The 16,572-nt window shown below is 44.6% G+C and carries 17 protein-coding genes; 7 read left to right on the top strand and 10 right to left on the bottom strand.

The genetic code is table 11. The features are described 5' to 3' along the window. The first annotated feature begins 155 nt into the window (after nucleotides 1-155). Nucleotides 156-1,778 (top strand): amidase, encoded by a 1,623-nt coding sequence (locus tag ACYX4N_RS02435; RefSeq protein WP_476055500.1) that lies wholly within the window; start codon nucleotides 156-158, stop codon nucleotides 1,776-1,778. Between the two features lie 107 nt (nucleotides 1,779-1,885). On the opposite strand, the gene ACYX4N_RS02440 is transcribed toward ACYX4N_RS02435, so the two are convergent. The 3 genes from ACYX4N_RS02440 to ACYX4N_RS02450 all read right to left on the bottom strand — a co-directional run bounded on the left by ACYX4N_RS02440 (nucleotide 1,886) and on the right by ACYX4N_RS02450 (nucleotide 3,215). Continuing rightward, on the bottom strand, nucleotides 1,886-2,179 hold the full coding sequence (locus ACYX4N_RS02440) for a high-potential iron-sulfur protein (protein ID WP_118491294.1): 294 nt from the start codon (nucleotides 2,177-2,179) through the stop codon (nucleotides 1,886-1,888). Nucleotides 2,180-2,401: 222 nt separating this feature from the next. After that, entirely contained in the window at nucleotides 2,402-3,031 is a 630-nt protein-coding gene (locus ACYX4N_RS02445; protein ID WP_476055501.1) for a flavin reductase family protein, read from the bottom strand. Beyond that, on the bottom strand, nucleotides 3,024-3,215 hold the full coding sequence (locus tag ACYX4N_RS02450; RefSeq protein ID WP_105932532.1) for a zinc ribbon domain-containing protein: 192 nt from the start codon (nucleotides 3,213-3,215) through the stop codon (nucleotides 3,024-3,026). Before ACYX4N_RS02450 ends, ACYX4N_RS02445 begins: the two co-directional genes overlap by 8 nt. A 190-nt stretch (nucleotides 3,216-3,405) precedes the next feature. Between ACYX4N_RS02450 and ACYX4N_RS02455 the strand changes: the two genes are divergently transcribed. The 3 genes from ACYX4N_RS02455 (at nucleotide 3,406) to ACYX4N_RS02465 (ending at nucleotide 6,319) form a co-directional block, all read left to right on the top strand. Further along, entirely contained in the window at nucleotides 3,406-3,693 is a 288-nt protein-coding gene (locus tag ACYX4N_RS02455; RefSeq protein WP_476055502.1) for a hypothetical protein, read from the top strand. A gap of 118 nt (nucleotides 3,694-3,811) precedes the next feature. Then, a complete protein-coding gene (locus tag ACYX4N_RS02460; RefSeq protein ID WP_476055504.1) occupies nucleotides 3,812-5,956 on the top strand; it encodes an exonuclease domain-containing protein in 2,145 nt (714 codons plus the stop codon). A 99-nt stretch (nucleotides 5,957-6,055) separates the two neighbouring features. Beyond that, on the top strand, nucleotides 6,056-6,319 hold the full coding sequence (locus ACYX4N_RS02465; protein WP_476055505.1) for a TIGR03643 family protein: 264 nt from the start codon (nucleotides 6,056-6,058) through the stop codon (nucleotides 6,317-6,319). A 54-nt stretch (nucleotides 6,320-6,373) separates the two neighbouring features. Here the strand turns inward: ACYX4N_RS02465 and ACYX4N_RS02470 are convergent, their stop codons facing one another. From ACYX4N_RS02470 to cutA, 7 genes are all read right to left on the bottom strand, one after another. Continuing rightward, nucleotides 6,374-6,814 (bottom strand): hypothetical protein, encoded by a 441-nt coding sequence (locus ACYX4N_RS02470; RefSeq protein ID WP_474803736.1) that lies wholly within the window; start codon nucleotides 6,812-6,814, stop codon nucleotides 6,374-6,376. Nucleotides 6,815-7,113: 299 nt separating this feature from the next. Continuing rightward, entirely contained in the window at nucleotides 7,114-8,058 is a 945-nt protein-coding gene (locus tag ACYX4N_RS02475) for a hypothetical protein (RefSeq protein WP_476055507.1), read from the bottom strand. A 424-nt stretch (nucleotides 8,059-8,482) separates the two neighbouring features. Continuing rightward, nucleotides 8,483-9,826, bottom strand: a complete 1,344-nt coding sequence (accC, locus tag ACYX4N_RS02480) for an acetyl-CoA carboxylase biotin carboxylase subunit (protein ID WP_118491308.1) — start codon at nucleotides 9,824-9,826, stop codon at nucleotides 8,483-8,485. A gap of 14 nt (nucleotides 9,827-9,840) precedes the next feature. Beyond that, nucleotides 9,841-10,308 (bottom strand): acetyl-CoA carboxylase biotin carboxyl carrier protein, encoded by a 468-nt coding sequence (gene accB, locus ACYX4N_RS02485; protein WP_015068439.1) that lies wholly within the window; start codon nucleotides 10,306-10,308, stop codon nucleotides 9,841-9,843. 14 nt (nucleotides 10,309-10,322) lie between these two features. After that, nucleotides 10,323-10,763, bottom strand: a complete 441-nt coding sequence (gene aroQ, locus ACYX4N_RS02490; protein ID WP_474803741.1) for a type II 3-dehydroquinate dehydratase — start codon at nucleotides 10,761-10,763, stop codon at nucleotides 10,323-10,325. Between the two features lie 408 nt (nucleotides 10,764-11,171). Beyond that, nucleotides 11,172-13,055 (bottom strand): protein-disulfide reductase DsbD, encoded by a 1,884-nt coding sequence (locus tag ACYX4N_RS02495; protein ID WP_476055508.1) that lies wholly within the window; start codon nucleotides 13,053-13,055, stop codon nucleotides 11,172-11,174. 63 nt (nucleotides 13,056-13,118) lie between these two features. Next, nucleotides 13,119-13,433, bottom strand: a complete 315-nt coding sequence (gene cutA, locus ACYX4N_RS02500) for a divalent-cation tolerance protein CutA (protein WP_476055509.1) — start codon at nucleotides 13,431-13,433, stop codon at nucleotides 13,119-13,121. Nucleotides 13,434-13,646: 213 nt separating this feature from the next. On the opposite strand from cutA, the gene ACYX4N_RS02505 reads away from it, so the two are divergent. The 3 genes from ACYX4N_RS02505 (at nucleotide 13,647) to groL (ending at nucleotide 16,419) form a co-directional block, all read left to right on the top strand. Beyond that, nucleotides 13,647-14,171: an FxsA family protein gene (locus ACYX4N_RS02505; RefSeq protein WP_476055510.1), complete on the top strand. Its 525-nt coding sequence runs from the start codon at nucleotides 13,647-13,649 to the stop codon at nucleotides 14,169-14,171. Nucleotides 14,172-14,447: 276 nt separating this feature from the next. Continuing rightward, a complete protein-coding gene (locus ACYX4N_RS02510) occupies nucleotides 14,448-14,738 on the top strand; it encodes a co-chaperone GroES (RefSeq protein WP_012520088.1) in 291 nt (96 codons plus the stop codon). Nucleotides 14,739-14,778: 40 nt separating this feature from the next. Next, nucleotides 14,779-16,419, top strand: a complete 1,641-nt coding sequence (gene groL / locus ACYX4N_RS02515) for a chaperonin GroEL (RefSeq protein ID WP_476055511.1) — start codon at nucleotides 14,779-14,781, stop codon at nucleotides 16,417-16,419. Nucleotides 16,420-16,572 lie beyond the last annotated feature (153 nt).

Consider the following 16,572-nt stretch of genomic DNA (forward strand, 5'->3'; position numbering starts at 1 on the left):
CGTGTAGACAGTGAACCATTTTTGATTCAACGTATATCAAACGTAGCAATACGTTTATGTCCGTCACTTTTTACCTAACCGTAGATAAGGCACGATGGTAAAAAAGTCATCGCATAAGAACGTTTTCATAAAAACAATGCGTTAAGGAAAGCTCTATGTTGAAACAGTGGTATGTACTGGCTGTCACTTTGCTGTGCACCGCCTGTGTGTCGCAATCGCACCGTGAAAATAGTGATAATAAAAAGTGGCTAGATGAGCCAGCATATCTGCAGGTGCAGGCTATCGTTAATGGCGATACTACATCGACAGAGTTGGTCAGTGGTTATCTAGCGCGAATTGAGCAGTTAGATAAAAAGCCCAACAGCGTTTTAGCGCTAAATCCTAATGCATTAGCAGAAGCTAAATCAATCGATAAACAAATAGCCAGTGGAGCGGCATTAGGCCCGTTAGCCGGTATTCCCGTATTGCTTAAGGACAATATTGAAAGCGCAGAAATGCCCACAACAGCAGGTTCTATGGCGCTAATTAATAACGACACCGCACGAGATGCCCCCATTGTGGCGAAGCTAAAAGCAGCGGGCGCGATCATTCTAGGTAAAACAAATTTGTCTGAGTGGGTAAATTTTCGTTCTGAATCATCGATAAGCGGTTGGAGCGCAGTGGGTGGCTTAACTCGAAACCCTCACATATTATCAAGAAGTGCATGCGGTTCGTCGTCTGGCTCCGGCGCAGCGATGTCGCTTCGATTAGCGTCACTTGCCGTAGGTACTGAAACCAATGGTTCTATAATCTGTCCAGCATCTATTAACGGTGTAGTGGGCTTCAAGCCAACCGTTGGTTTACTTTCAAGAACGCACATTGTACCCATTTCATTCAGCCAAGATACGGCCGGACCCATGACAACCAACGTTCAAGACGCATGGCTGATGACAGCGGTAATGGCTGGCGAAGATGCAAGCGATAGTGCTACTGAAAATACAGCTTCCCATCGACCTGACATGCCTTCATCGGAAATGTTGGCAACAGATTTAAAAGGCAAACGCATTGGCGTTGTCAGGTATCGTCAAGGTGATAACCCTCATGTACTGGAAGTTTACGAAAGCGCGCTAAATCAGTTAAAAGCATCGGGTGCTACGCTGGTGGATATAAGTGATTTTTCACAGCCTGATTCCTTTTGGGCCGACTCTTACAATGTTTTGCTCAGCGAATTCCATCACAGCATCAACGAATATTTGTCGGGCTCGCCAGCAGAGATCCCTGTAAGAAATCTATCTGAGCTTATTGCTTTTAACAACCAAACCGAGCGAGAGCTAGCGTTATTCAATCAAGATATTTTTGAAAAGTCGCTAGACGCTGCGCCTATTGATAGCGAAGCATATCAAAGCGCCCTTCGCCTTATTCAAGATACAGCGGGCAAAAACGGTATTGACGCATTGTTAGCAAAACACAACGTAGATGTATTAGTTGCGCCTTCAAACAGCCCTTCATTTTTAATCGACGGTGTGTATGGCGATCATTCGCCAGCTGGTTTCATTGGTATAGGCTATCTAGCTGCTGTTGCGGGCTATCCACATCTCACGGTGCCGGCGGGTGAAGTGAAAGGTCTTCCAGTAGGCATTAGCTTTATCGGTGCTAAGTGGAAAGATGAAGATGTGTTAAAGATAGGCAAAGTTTTTGAAGCTAAACACGGTTTTTTCATTAAACCAGGTCTTTTACCCACACGTTTTGATGACCCCAGCTTAAAAGGCATAAAGAATGGACTAAATGAGGGCCGCTAGCTAAAAGCACGTGGTTTGAATGTGAAGTCTGTTAAGCAGTGTTGAAACTAAAAAGCCCCCGACAATTATCGGGGGCTTTTGCTATTTATGTAGCTGCGAATGATGATTTAGCCTGGCTTTTTAACCCAAGCGCTACACCAGCCATCAGCGTTAACCAGCTTGTTAGGGAAAATGTTACAAGGGCGATATTGTTCGCCATCGGCACCCTGCACGTACATGCAGTTTGCACATTTTGCACCTTCAACGGTTGAAGACGGTGTGTAGTTTAATGCTTTCGCAGTTGGGTCATCTGCGCTCAATTGTTCTTGAGCTTGCGCACGTAACGCTACACCACCTAATGTAAGACCGATAACTGTAGAGCCAGACAGTTTTAAAAAGTCACGGCGGTTTACAGATTTCATAACATTCTCCTTAAGAGATAGAAACGATAATGATTCTTTTTTATTCAGTGTCTTAAACGCAAAAACCTGCCCAAAGAGGCAGGTTTTGTGTAATGTTTAAATACTATCTCTTTTTGAAAAAAGATCGAATGAAATGTCTTATTTTCACTTGATCTAGATTAAATAAACTTCAGAGTAATAATACCCGATAGTAATTATCAGACCCTTCTATCTGCTACAAGTTCATTTTTTAGCTAGGGGGACTCCGGGTTTGGCGTAGGCAAACTGTGCAACACGCGTAGTGCTATGATAGCTATCTAATCCAGAAATACAGGCAGTGTTTGCTTTTTCTATATCGGCGTATCCGTCTTCATCAATAATGCTCTCTGGCATATGAAGCTCTTGAATTTCTCCAATAACCATTTCGGTTTCGTTAAGCAGTTTTAAATGTTGCGCCACTTTTAAGCCCATCTTGATTTCGCTTTCTTTAACAAACGGTGCACTAAATGACTCGCTAAACTGCGGCGTTAAACCCACTGCTTCAAATTCGCTCTCATCTGGAGCATAGCGAGCAGACGTTTGGTGCGCTTTGTCTACCCAATCAGTCGACACGTGATTTAGCGTGTAAAAGCCTTGTTGCTTAATATTGCTAAGGGTATCTCGTACCACAGTATGTGGGCGCATTATCATGCCTATAAGTGGCGGGTTAGCACCCACATGAACGATAGAGCTTACAATGGCTAAATTGTTGGTGTTTCCGTTTGTGGTACCCACTAACGTAGCCGACTTAAAGCCAGACAAGCTATTGACTAGATTAGCTCGGTATCGCTGTGCAAGCGCATCTATATCGCTGCGTGTAAACTGCTTAATCATTTTCTCGTTCTGCCTCAATTTGAATGTCGTCACCATGCTGATAAGTGGTCAACTCTATGGGTTGGCAGCACACCTGACAGTCGAGTACTTGGACTTGACCCACATCGTTAACCTCATCTATCTCAACGTCATTAGGCGCCATACAGTAAGGGCACGAGAAGCCCATGGAACGGGTTAAGCTCATATTTTATTGCCTTATTAATCATGAATAGTGTTTATTACGTAATGCTAAGACGAGTGGATTTTCTTTGGCAAAATACCCCATTGTTTATGAAAAAACCGGGCTGAGGCAATCGCAATAGCCATTATTAAATGAAAGGCTTAATAATTAGCCCGAATAAACAGCAGCAAGGTGAATGAATAGAGGTGATGGTGTGGCAAATAAAGTAGGAAACTGCCCGTGTTGTAATAGAGAAACGCGACTTACTTATCATCATCTTATCCCGAAAAAAATGCACCGACGCACCTATTTCAAAAAGCACTTTAGCAAAGCCGAACTGCAGGACGGTATTTATATTTGTAGGCAGTGCCATAGCGGCATACATCGCTTTTATGATGAGATGACATTGGCCAAGCACTATTTTAATTTACAACGCTTACTAGATGACGAGCAGCTTTCAACGTTCTTTCAGTGGGTGTCTAAACAGCGAGTGCGTATTTAATAAATGGCTTGGTCTAATACCGGCCAGTAGACTTTAAATACATTCGATATGGATTTAATTTGATTAACTTGGCTGTATAAATATACACTACTGGTGTTTTCATAGCCAAAGATACCTCATGCGAAAAGATTTACCGCCACGTTATTACCTCACACATTTTCACGAGTTCCTTAAGTTCTTTGAAGGTGCGAACAGCATGCTTTTGAATGATGAGGCAGCTGATTTTGTCGAGCGCTTTAACGCATTAGACGATGACAAAAAATGTATTGTGGTACGCGCTGCAAATCGCAAGTATGCGGTTATTGACAGAACCCAGTTTAGCTACGGCGAAATAAACGAACCGCAAACACAAATAGATTGGCTCATTGACAGCGAATGGTTTGGCGACCTTTCGAACGCATCGCTTAATGATATCGCCGGCGTTCTAACCAAAGACGCGTTGTTGGCGCTTCTTGCTGAATACGGCAGTACGCAGGGGCTAGCGTCTCTCACTAAGTCTAAACTCGTGACGTTACTTAATGAACATATCGGTGCTAGAGGCTGGCCAGAGAGCTTTTCGCTAAACAACTATTTAGTGTGTTTATTTGATAATGCGCTTCGCTATTTACTGTTTATCTATTTCGGTAATACCAAAAGCCGTCTGAATCAGTTTTCTATGCGCGATCTCGGTGTAATGAGAACCCGCTCCGATTCGGTAACCGATACTGCACGCTTTGAAAGTAAAAGCGATGCGCAAGCAGCTTGGTTTTACGCCAACCACTATAGCCAGCTAGCCTTTTATAACAATGATATGTTACTTGCCTTAGCGGATAGTGATTTCCCTGCTACAGAAGGTGTGTCAGCCAGTTTCTATCGCGATCAGCTGCTTTACGCACTTGGGCTTAAAGTGTTGGCTTTCGATAGGGCCAAAGGGTTAGACATTTTAAAACTAGCGCAAAGCGATAAAGCGAAAGAAAAGTGGCTAAGAGAGAGCTATAAAGACGGACAAGAAGATGACGTCAAACAAGCTCTTGAGGGCATTATTGATAATCCTCAATCTGATACGCTATTAGCGTTTGCCGAAGATTTTTATGCCCGTAAATACCATAAAAAGCGTACCAGTACCGTTACCGATATGCTACGAAATGCAAGCAGGTCGTTAGATATTGATGTAAGCCAAAATCAGCAGGTAGAACGGGGCGTATTGGCCCATTATGCAAGGCAAGGCGTAGAAGGCTGGCGCACAGAAAACCGTTTGTGGCGAAGTTTATTCGGTCTTACTTTTTGGAAGCAACTTTACGAAGAAGATACGCTGGTTACTGAGTTCGATCGCAGGCCATTATCGCTTAAGCAAAATAACTTTTACGCCAAGTTTGAGCAAAGTATTGAAGCACTGCTGCTTGCCCTTGATAGCAAAGAGAAACTGCGCTTTCACATTCATAAAATGGCCGCAATGCACTATGGCAAAGTGAACAGCCTGTTTATGTGGTCAAGCCATTTGCTTACGCCTTTAGAGGCTCTGATAGAACACGGTTCTCTCGACAGTATCTATGCTTTACTTCGCATGATGTGTAAAGATTTTGAAAGCCTGCGCGATGGTTTCCCCGACATTATGGTGTTTGACGGCGCGCTTCGCTTTGAAGAAATTAAAGCGCCGGGCGATCAGCTTCGCCGTAACCAATTGGTTTCCATTCAGCGTTTGCAGCAAGCTGGTTTTGATGTTGCGGTAACAACCGTAAAATGGATACGCGACCCTGCACAGCCTTATGTTGTGGTAGATATAGAGACCACAGGGGGCAACAACAACTATAACCGCATTACCGAGATAGGTATGGTGAAACTTGTTGGCGGTAAAGAGGTAGACAGGTTTCAAACCTTATTGAACCCGCAGCGTAGAATTCCTAGTAATATAACCCGTCTTACCGGGATTTCGGATGACATGGTGGCAGACGCGCCGCTTTTTGCTGAAGTTGCAGAACAGGTGGCGCGCTTTACTGAAGATGCCGTATTTGTCGCGCATAACGTGAACTTTGACTATGGGTTCATTAAACAAGAGTTTGCGCGACTAGAGCAGCATTTTAGGCGACCAAAAATGTGCACAGTTCGCGAAATGCGCCGCACTTATCCTGGGTTGCCCTCGTACTCTTTGGCTAACCTAACCAAGCACTTCCATATCGAAATGGAACAGCACCACCGCGCGTTAAGTGATGCCAAGGCTGCTGCCGAGTTGTTAAAGCTGGCGTTTGAGAAAGATGATGAATTGACGGGTCTGTCGGCGAATTAATAACGTTGTTATTAAACTTTTTAGCATATGGGCACTGAACAAAATGCGCGTAAACTCAGTATTGAGTTGAGTTATAACGTGCATATTGAGATGTAAAACATGGCATTAACTGAAGAACAAGAATCACGAGTTATTGAAATGGCGTGGGAAGATCGTACGCCGTTTGAAGCAATTGAACGTTTATACGGGCTGCCGGAAAAAGACGTGATAAAGCTTATGCGTAAGAACCTTAAACAAAAAACCTTTAAAAACTGGCGTGAGCGCGTGTCGGGCAGAAAAACTAAACACACGAGCTTGCGCCCAGAAGGCGTGGATAGGGGTTATTGTCTTTCGCAGTACAAATATAAAAGTGCCAATAAGTAATTTTGATAAGTATTTGTTTAGCGTTACCAGTCTGACAACATGAATTAGCCCAAGTTACTTCTTTGGCGGAGTAATAGTGGTTATAGGTAAAAGAAACGCGGTTAGTTCTTGGCGCAAAGGCGTTGGGAAGACAACCGTGTTTTCTGATTGCAGAATGCTCTTCGCATGGTGAACCTGACGTAAAAGATTTTGGTAGGTTTCATCATTTTGCTGCAATGCTTCAACCTTACTCATCATGAGTTCTATAAACTCGGCAGTGGATAAATCGTCGTGCTGCCTAATTTCAAAAGCAAGCGCTTTGAGAACATAGGCCTCCCACTCTTTTCTGTAGCTCTCTTTTAAGCGTTCAGGGTATATCGCCAAATCTGCAATATCTTGCGCTAAATCTACAATATCAAGTGGAGCATCGAATAAAACCCGAAATGCAAGAAGCACTTCATCAGAAAGGCGAGAAATGGGAAGTTTTTCTTTGAACTGAGCGTAGCGGCTTGGCACAAGAACACCTTTTTGTTGCGGGTAAAACTTATAGCTTTTTAGCCATGGACCTAATAATCCTGACTAACTAACTTCGCCTGATTTTAGTAAAACCAATAGCTGGATGAAAGTGGGCTTGGTTAAAAATACGTAATCTAAAATAACTGAACGTATTAGCAGACCAGCCCGTAACCCATTATGCACTGTTAAAGTGTGTACGCGTTCTTGCTGTTTGGCCCATCGTTTGATGGGCCTTTTTTATTTAGCTTAGCCGTTCTTATGCTATCGGTTGTTTTAACGAACTGACGAACGTCAGTCACTTAACTTTCGAAAGAAAGCTTTATGCCGGCCAGTAACCGGCTGACGCTATCTACAACATCCGCTCTGACAAACCATTCCACATCATGCTTTTCAGATAATACGCCGCTAAATTCCAGCGAGCCACCGTGACCTGTTCCCAAGAAATCTTCAATTAGTTCAGCGCGTTCGCCAAAGTCGCTGTCTATGTAGGAGTAGTATGCGAAGTATTCTATAGGGTATGACGTGTTAAACGCACTGGCTGCAAATTCGCCGCTGGTGCCCACCACAACTTTTGCGGCACTTTCATCCATACGCTGCACTAATTCAACAAACGCCGTATCTTCGTCGTTTACTCGAAACCGATACTCAGCACGAGCGAATGTACCGCCGAGCATTTTTTCAAAACTGGCCTCATAACTGTGGCGTTGGCCCATTTTTGCTGAGTACTCTACTTCGAAATATTCATCTTCTCCCCCAATATTAAAGGCTTCAGACGCTTCTGCGTTAGCTAGTTGGCCAACTACTACTTCAATGGCGGTGTCGTTTTGTAATTGCCTCACGTGACGTACTCCGGTTATCCACCCATCTTTCGACAAGCCGGTGGAAGAAACACGCCCTTTGTAAGTCGGTATAATGCCTAACTCGGTTTTGCCGTAATCGTTCTCGTGCCTTAAATAAAGTCGTCTCGCATAGAGGTAATCAGTGTTATCGCTGCCGAATGTATTGTGGCTTGATGAAAAGTCATCGCCAGTTACCACAAAGCTGTTTACTGACCACGCTGAAGTGATGGCAAGAGACGGATAGTAGCGCAGTCGATATTGTTCGCGGCTAGAGCGGTTAGAGCGATCATCGTATCGAACCTGTATGTCTAGCTTCTGTGAGAAAGAAGGCGATATTGGCTCTGCAAGAGCGTCAGTTCCAGTAACAATGATGAGTGGTAAAACAAGAAAAACCGGTTTTCGCACTTATTAAACCCTACGCGGCATGACTAATTAGTTTATACATTAAATCTAATTAATTGGCGCAAATAAATTGCAATGTAATGGGTAAAAGGCAAAAAAAAGCCGGCAGGGATGCCAGCAATAAGTGGAGTGGGACTCCAATAAGGGTAAACACACAAAAAGTTTCAAACTCAGGGAGATGTCTTAAAACTTGTATGCAGTATAGAGCCAATTTTTAAATAGGAAAATCGTTAAAAATTGATTGTGGTAATCGGAAAATTAGAATGTACTGAATAGCGAATAGCGAATAGCGAATAGCGAATAGCGAATAGCGAATAGCGAATAGCGAATAGCGAATAGCGAATAGCGAATAGCGAATAGCGAATAGCGAATAGCGAAGGTAGAAAATTGGGCTACACAAAAGACACTGTGCAGCCCAAAGGGGGGATTAGGCTAAACCTAGCTTCTTCTCTAGGTAATGGATGTTGGTTCCACCTGCGAAGAAGTTTTCATCGGCCATAATGGCGCGTTGAAGAGGGATATTTGTTTTTATGCCCTCAACCACAATCTCTTCAAGAGCATGGCGCATACGAGCAATCGCTTCGTCGCGGCTTTCACCATAGGTGATAAGCTTGCCAATCATTGAATCGTAGTAAGGTGGCACGTGGTAGCCTGCGTAGATATGCGACTCCCAACGAATACCCAAACCACCTGGCGCATGGAACATATCGATAGGACCAGGGCTAGGAATAAAGGTTTGTGGATCTTCTGCGTTAATTCGGCATTCAATAGCGTGGCCACGAATTTGAATTTGCGACTGATCAATTGACAATGGCTGACCTGCGGCAATGCGAAGTTGCTCTTTAATAAGGTCAACGCCCGTGATCATTTCAGATACTGGGTGCTCTACCTGAATACGGGTATTCATTTCAATAAAATAGAACTCGCCGTTTTCATATAGGAACTCGAACGTACCTGCGCCGCGATAACCAATTTCGATACAGGCTCTACGACAACGATCGCCAATTTTTGCACGCATTTGCTCAGAAATACCCGGTGCAGGCGCTTCTTCAACCACTTTCTGGTGACGACGCTGCATTGAACAGTCACGCTCACCTAGGTGAATGGCGTTGCCCTGTCCATCGGCTAATACCTGAATTTCTACGTGACGCGGGTTTTCAAGGAATTTTTCCATGTAGACCGTTGCGTTACCAAAGGCTGCGCCAGCTTCCGCTTGCGTGGTCTCAATGGCTTTTACCAGTTCACTTTCGCTGCGAACTACGCGCATACCACGACCACCGCCGCCGCCAGCGGCTTTAACAATGATTGGGTAACCAATGCGCTTTGCAATCGCTTTGTTGCGTTCAGCGTCGTCGGTTAGCGGGCCGTCTGAACCAGGTACACAAGGAACGCCAGCTTTTTTCATAGCGTTAATAGCAGAAACCTTGTCACCCATCAGGTTAATAGTTTCAGCTTTAGGGCCAATGAAAATAAAGCCGCTCTTTTCTACCGCTTCAGCAAAGTCTGCGTTTTCCGCTAGGAAACCGTAACCTGGGTGAATGGCGATTGAATTTGTGACCTCGGCCGCAGCAATAATGCGCGGTATATTAAGGTAGCTCTCGGTTGCCGATGCTTTACCAATACAAATTGATTCATCAGCTAGCAACACGTGCTTCAAGTTTTTATCCGCAGTCGAGTGCACAGCTACGGTTTTGATGCCCAGTTCTTTACAGGCTCTCAAAATACGTAGGGCAATCTCGCCTCGGTTAGCAATAAGTACTTTATCTAGCATAGTTAAGCACTCGCTTATTCAATGATGAACATTGGCTGGTCGAATTCTACAGGGTCTTGGTTTTCAACCAATATTGCCTTAACCACACCTGCCTTGTCTGCTTCGATTTGGTTCATCATCTTCATCGCTTCAACGATACAAAGCGTGTCGCCAACTTTTACTTGCTGACCCACTTCTGCAAATGGTTTTGCCGTTGGTGAAGATGCACGGTAGAACGTACCTACCATTGGAGACTTAACAACGTGACCGTCTGGCTGAGCTGGCTCTGCAGCAGGCGCTTCTGACGCTGTTGTTGCAGCGGCAGCTGGGGCAGGGGCCATTTGCGGTGCAGCTGGTGCTGCAAAGCTGTAGTTCATTGGCGCTTGAACACCTGTTGGACCACGGTGGATGCGTACAGACTCTTCTCCTTCAGTGATCTCTAGCTCGGCAATGCCAGATTCTTCCACTAGTTCGATGAGTTTTTTAATCTTTCTAATATCCATGTTCTGTCTCTGCTCTATTTTGGCGATTTCGGTAAATTGATTGCCGCAGTCAGCGCGAGCGAATAGCCCATGGCACCAAGGCCAACAATGACGCCAGCTGCAACATCAGAAAAATAAGAATGATGACGAAAAGGTTCACGGGCGTGAACGTTCGACAAATGCACTTCAATAAACGGAATATTGACACTTAACAATGCATCGCGAAGGGCGACACTGGTGTGCGTGAAGGCAGCAGGATTAATTATAATGGCATCAACAGTTCCCATAGCTGCGTGTACGCGGTCGATCAGTTCAAACTCAGCGTTAGACTGAAAATGCGTTAGGTTCACGTTGCTCGACGCAGCCTGCGCTTGCAAATCATCAACGATGTCTTGCAAGGTTTGCGTGCCGTATTTGTCGGGTTCTCTTTGGCCTAACATATTCAGGTTAGGGCCGTTTAATAACAAAATATTCATCTAGTTTGCTGCTATCTTCGGGAAAATGTCACTGTTATTGCCATTTCAACAAAATTTTGTGACAGTTGCACGAAAAAAAGCCAATTTATTTGCTCGTTTATTGTGTTAACTGATGATTATAGTGATAGATAAAGATTTCGCAGCAAAATACTGGTCTAATCAGGTGTTTTCGGCGCAAAGTTTTTTGTTTTATTTGCTCGGAATGCTGGTGTTAGATCCCAGCATGCTGCGTTTTTGAGAGGCAGGCGATAGAAAGCATAAGAGCATTAGTTCACGGTTTAATTAGGGGGGGACCAACAGGGGCTGCAAAATTAAGTGAATGCTTCGATGCCTTGAATTACTGAAGTCGCCGTTAACGCCGTGAACAATGCGCTATGGGCAACTCCACTTTTCTTAGTACTAATTACTTCAATTGGCGCGCTCATTCTGACTGCGGTTGGTTTTAGCGCTGTTAAGCCACTCGTTCACATGACTAGCAAAGGCCTCTGCTTTCATAAACCCAGTCACACGCGCTTTAGTTAGCTCGTCGCCGTTTTCGTCAAAAAACAAAATAGTAGGCAAGCCTAGTACAGTGAAGGTGTCAAAAATCTCCTGGCGCTCTGGCGTGTTATCGGTAAGGTCCATTTGCATCCATACTGTATTACTAAGCGCAGATACCACTTGCTCGTCTGGGAATGTGTATTTTTCAAATTCCTTACAGGCAACGCACCAGTCGGCGTACAAGTCGACCATCACGGTTTTTCCCTGTGCGTTAGCCGCCGCTATTTTATTGCGTAAGTCTGCTAAGTCTCTTGCAACAACAAAGTCTGGGTGCCCGGCGTGAACACCTTCAGCGTGTTCGCCCCAAAGCCCGGTATTGAGCCCTGCTTGATAAGTAAGCCCAGCACTTCCCATAATTCCCATTGCAACGATAACAGCGCGTACAAGCTTCATCAGTGAGTTCTTACTTGCGCGGTTAAGTGCCCAGTAATAACCGAATAGACCAAAACCTAACAACCCCCATAAGAAGCCAGTGGCAGGGCTATTATATAAACGCTCAATAAACACAATGGCCACGGCAAGCATCATGAAGCCAAAGGTAACCTTAACCACATTCATCCAGTTACCCGCCTTAGGTAGCAGCTTACCGCCCGTCATGCCGAACAGAATGAGCGGTACACCCATACCTATGCTTAACAAGTAAAGCGAAACAAAACCTAGCGTCATATCGCCAGTTTGAGCGATGAATAGCAATATGCCGGTTAGCGGCGCAGTAGTGCAGGGTGAAGCGATAAGACCAGACAATACACCCATAATAAACACACCTGCAAAACTACCAGGAGTTTGGTTGTTACTCATGTGAGTGAGCTTTTCTTGATACTTTGCTGGCAGCTGAATTTCGAAACCACCAAACAGGGCGATGGCAAGCGCCACAAATAGCACAATGAATACGCCCAGCACCACAGGATGTTGCAGCGCGGCTTGAAACTGTGCGCCGGCTACTGCAACCACCAATCCAAGTAGTGAGTAAGTGATCGCCATACCTTGTACATAAACGAAGGTTAGCCAGAATGAATGCGATACGGTTTTAGGCTTGCCTTGACCAATTACAATGCCCGACACGATGGGATACATCGGAAATACGCAAGGTGTAAAGGCTAAGCCTACGCCTAGTGCAAAAAATAGAGCTAAAGTAAGAGCAAGGTTATCTTTATCGATTAGCCTTTGCGCCAAATCGAACTGCTCGCTTTGTGAAGAAGTTGCTGCGTTATTTAATTCTGAGGCCGTATCTGTTTCAGCAACTGCACTGCTTCCCACTTCATTTAAATACACGACTTTCACAGTGGGCGGGTAGCAAAGCCCTGCGTCAGCACAGCCTTGATAGCGAATTTTTACTACGCCGTCACTGAGTGCTGATTCTACAGGCAAAGTAATAGATACGCCGTTGTAAAACACTTCAGACTCGCCAAAAAACTCATCCTGAATCATTACCCCATTTGGGTACTCAGGCTCGCCAATTTCGGCTTGTTTCGCCACAAACTTAAACTGCTTTAGGTACAAGTAGTAGCCGTCGGCAATATCGAAGCTTACCGTAAGCACATCGTCTTCTTGGTTAAAATCGAACGCAAACGCTTGGTCTACATCTAAAAACTGTGGTTCATCCACGAACGGATCGTCAAAGGCATTGGGCACCTGAGCCAATGCGAACGTGCTTAATAACGTTATTAAACAAAACGCTGAGAGAACATAAGCGGTAAAGCGATGTAACAGCGAAGCTGATGTAGTGCCGGATGAAAAAGAAGGTAAAGTCATAAAGTTACGATTCATTATATCTATTTTGCGTTGTCGTTATTTTTATCTGGAATTACGTTTTAGCTAGCGCTGTAGCGTGGTTTGTAACCACTGACCGTAAGCGCTGCTAGCCTCAGCATTAAGTTCTAGCCATTCAGGAACATCGTACGGATGCAACTCGCTTACTCTATCAAAGGCCTGTAATACATTTTGTGTATTCGTTTTAATGAGTAACTGGCATTCCGTATCGATCTCTACCTTACCCTGCCATTCATAAACAGACTCAATACCGTTAACAATATTCACGCAAGCTGCAAGCCTTTCTTTAACCAAGGTGCTGGCAATCAACTGCGCTGACTTTTCATCTGGAGTGGTACACAGTACAAGCTTTATTGTCATAAACGTATTCTACCTTGTTTGCGCCTGTTACTTTGCTAATGAGCCGATGTGTAATAGACCTGAAACTCCACACTATTCTTTCACAGCCAAAGTATATAACGGTCGTTATCGGTCGCTTTAAGTGGCTATTTAAGCGAAAGGATGGGCACCTTTTCTTGTTATTACGTACAAAGACCTTATAACAGGTTATGAATACATGAAAGAGGAAGCATTTTGCGGGTTTTATTTATACTGTTTGCCCTATTACCTATTTTAGAAATTGCGTTGCTTATTAATGTAGGCAGCGTGATTGGTGGCTGGAATACCGTTGGCTTGGTCATTCTTTCTGCCTTTATTGGTGCTTATTTTGTTAAGCGCGAAGGCGTGAGTACGCTGCAGACGGCACAAGAGAAAATGCAGCGAAATGAAGTGCCTGGAAAAGAGCTGGTTGAAGGATTAATGCTAGTAGTTGCGGGCATTTTACTTGTTACGCCAGGCTTTATTACTGATATCTTCGGCATCCTTTTAGCAATGCCAGGCTCTCGTCATTTCTTTGCTGCACAGGTCAGTAAGCATATGAAAATGCGCGTTGTTGCTCCGGGGATGGGGCCTGGAGCTGCAGGTTTCGGGCAAGGTCAGTCACCGTTTGGACAAAGCCCTTTCGATGAGCGTTCACGCTCACACAACGATAATGGTGATGTGTTTGAAGGTGAGTACTCGGATCGCACCACCAACGACCCAGATAAGCGCTTAAAATAGCGAGCCCAAACATCCTTTCCGTCAGGTTATGTGCGCCGTTTACTAAGATAAACGGCGTTTACTTGCCTAGTAAAAATAAGTATTTAGCGAAAAAACCAAATTTTTTACATTTTTTTGCTTAAAAACCCTTGAAGTTATCTGGGTACTACCCCATCTATCCGTGCAGAAACGATTTTAACTGCTCAGCAATGAGCAACCCAGGCACACAACATTCGGACAGTCTGAATGTTGGTAATCACATAAACTTGAATAGTGGAATTTTCAGGAGACTTGAAAATGGCAATTCGTCCTTTACACGACCGCGTAATCCTTAAGCGCGCAGAGCAAGAAAGCAAATCTGCAGGCGGTATCGTTCTGACTGGTTCTGCAGCAGAAAAATCTACACGCGGCGAAGTAATCGCAGTAGGTAACGGTCGCATTCTTGAGAACGGCGAAGTTAAAGCGCTAGACGTTAAAGTAGGCGACACCGTTATTTTCAACGACGGTTACGGCGTTAAAACAGAAAAGCTGGATGGTGAAGAAGTACTAATCCTAAGCGAAAGCGACATTCTAGCGATTGTTGAGTAATTACAACTAACGTTAAAACGAATTTTAGAGGAATTTAATCATGGCAGCTAAAGAAGTACGTTTTGGTGATGACGCTCGCAGCAAAATGCTAAAAGGCGTAAACACACTAGCTAACGCAGTTAAAGTAACACTAGGTCCAAAAGGCCGTAACGTTGTTCTAGACAAGTCTTTCGGTGCACCAACTATCACTAAAGATGGTGTGTCTGTAGCGAAAGAAATCGAGCTTGAAGACAAGTTCGAGAACATGGGCGCTCAGATGGTAAAAGAAGTAGCGTCTAAAGCAAACGACGAAGCGGGTGACGGTACTACTACTGCAACCGTTCTAGCGCAAGCTATCGTAACTGAAGGTCTTAAGAGCGTTGCAGCGGGTATGAACCCAATGGACCTTAAGCGCGGTATCGACAAAGCGGTTGTTGCAGCAGTTGAAGAGCTTAAAGCCCTTTCTACTGACTGTGCAGACAGCAAGTCTATCGCACAAGTAGGTACTATCTCTGCAAACTCTGATGCAGAAGTCGGTGACATCATTGCTCAAGCAATGGAAAAAGTAGGTAAAGAAGGTGTAATCACTGTAGAAGAAGGTCAAGCACTTCAAAACGAACTAGACGTTGTTGAAGGTATGCAGTTTGATCGCGGTTACCTATCTCCATACTTCATCAACAACCAAGAAAACGGTACTGTTGAACTAGACAACCCGTTCATCCTATTGGTTGATAAGAAGATTTCTAATATCCGCGAACTACTTCCTACCCTTGAAGGCGTAGCGAAAGCTGGTAAGCCGCTTATGATCATCGCTGAAGATGTTGAAGGCGAAGCGCTTGCTACTCTAGTAGTAAACAACATGCGCGGTATTGTTAAAGTTGCAGCGGTTAAAGCACCTGGTTTTGGTGACCGTCGTAAAGCAATGCTTCAAGACATCGCTATTCTAACTGGCGGTACTGTAATCTCTGAAGAGATTGGTCTAGACCTTGAAAAAGTACAGCTAGAAGACCTAGGTACTGCTAAGCGCGTAGTTATTAACAAAGACAACACAACTGTTGTTGACGGTAACGGCGACGAAGAAGCGATTGAAGGCCGTTGTGCTCAAATTAAAGGTCAAATTGAAGAGTCATCTTCAGACTATGACAAAGAGAAGCTTCAAGAGCGTCTAGCTAAGCTTTCTGGCGGTGTTGCAGTAATTAAAGTTGGTGCAGCGACTGAAGTTGAAATGAAAGAGAAGAAAGACCGCGTAGAAGATGCACTACACGCAACGCGTGCAGCGGTTGAAGAAGGCGTGGTACCTGGTGGTGGTGTAGCACTAGTTCGTGCAGCAGCTAAACTTGCTGACCTAACTGGCGACAACGAAGACCAAACTGTAGGTGTTAAGCTTGCACTACGTGCAATGGAAGCGCCTCTACGTCAAATCTCTATCAACTCAGGTGCAGAAGCATCAGTAGTTGTTAACGAAGTGAAGAACGGCGACGGTAACTACGGTTACAACGCAGGTAACGACACTTACGGCGACATGCTAGAGATGGGTATCCTTGACCCAACTAAAGTAACGCGCTCTGCCCTACAGTTCGCATCTTCAATTGCTTCACTAATGATCACTACCGAAGCAATGGTAGCTGAACTACCTAAAGAAGAAGCAGCGCCTGCAATGCCTGATATGGGCGGCATGGGCGGTATGGGCGGCATGATGTAATCCCCCCCCCAAGCTTAACGCTTAAAAGAAAAGCGCAGCTCTAAGAGCTGCGCTTTTTTTGTTTGCGGCCTAAATATGCCTCTAATTACCTTTCCATTTATCGCAGCTAAATGAGAGGTTCCCGTATTTTTTGCAGAATGAAAGCCTCTTTGA

The organism is Alteromonas sp. ABH4_452, assembly GCF_056311825.1.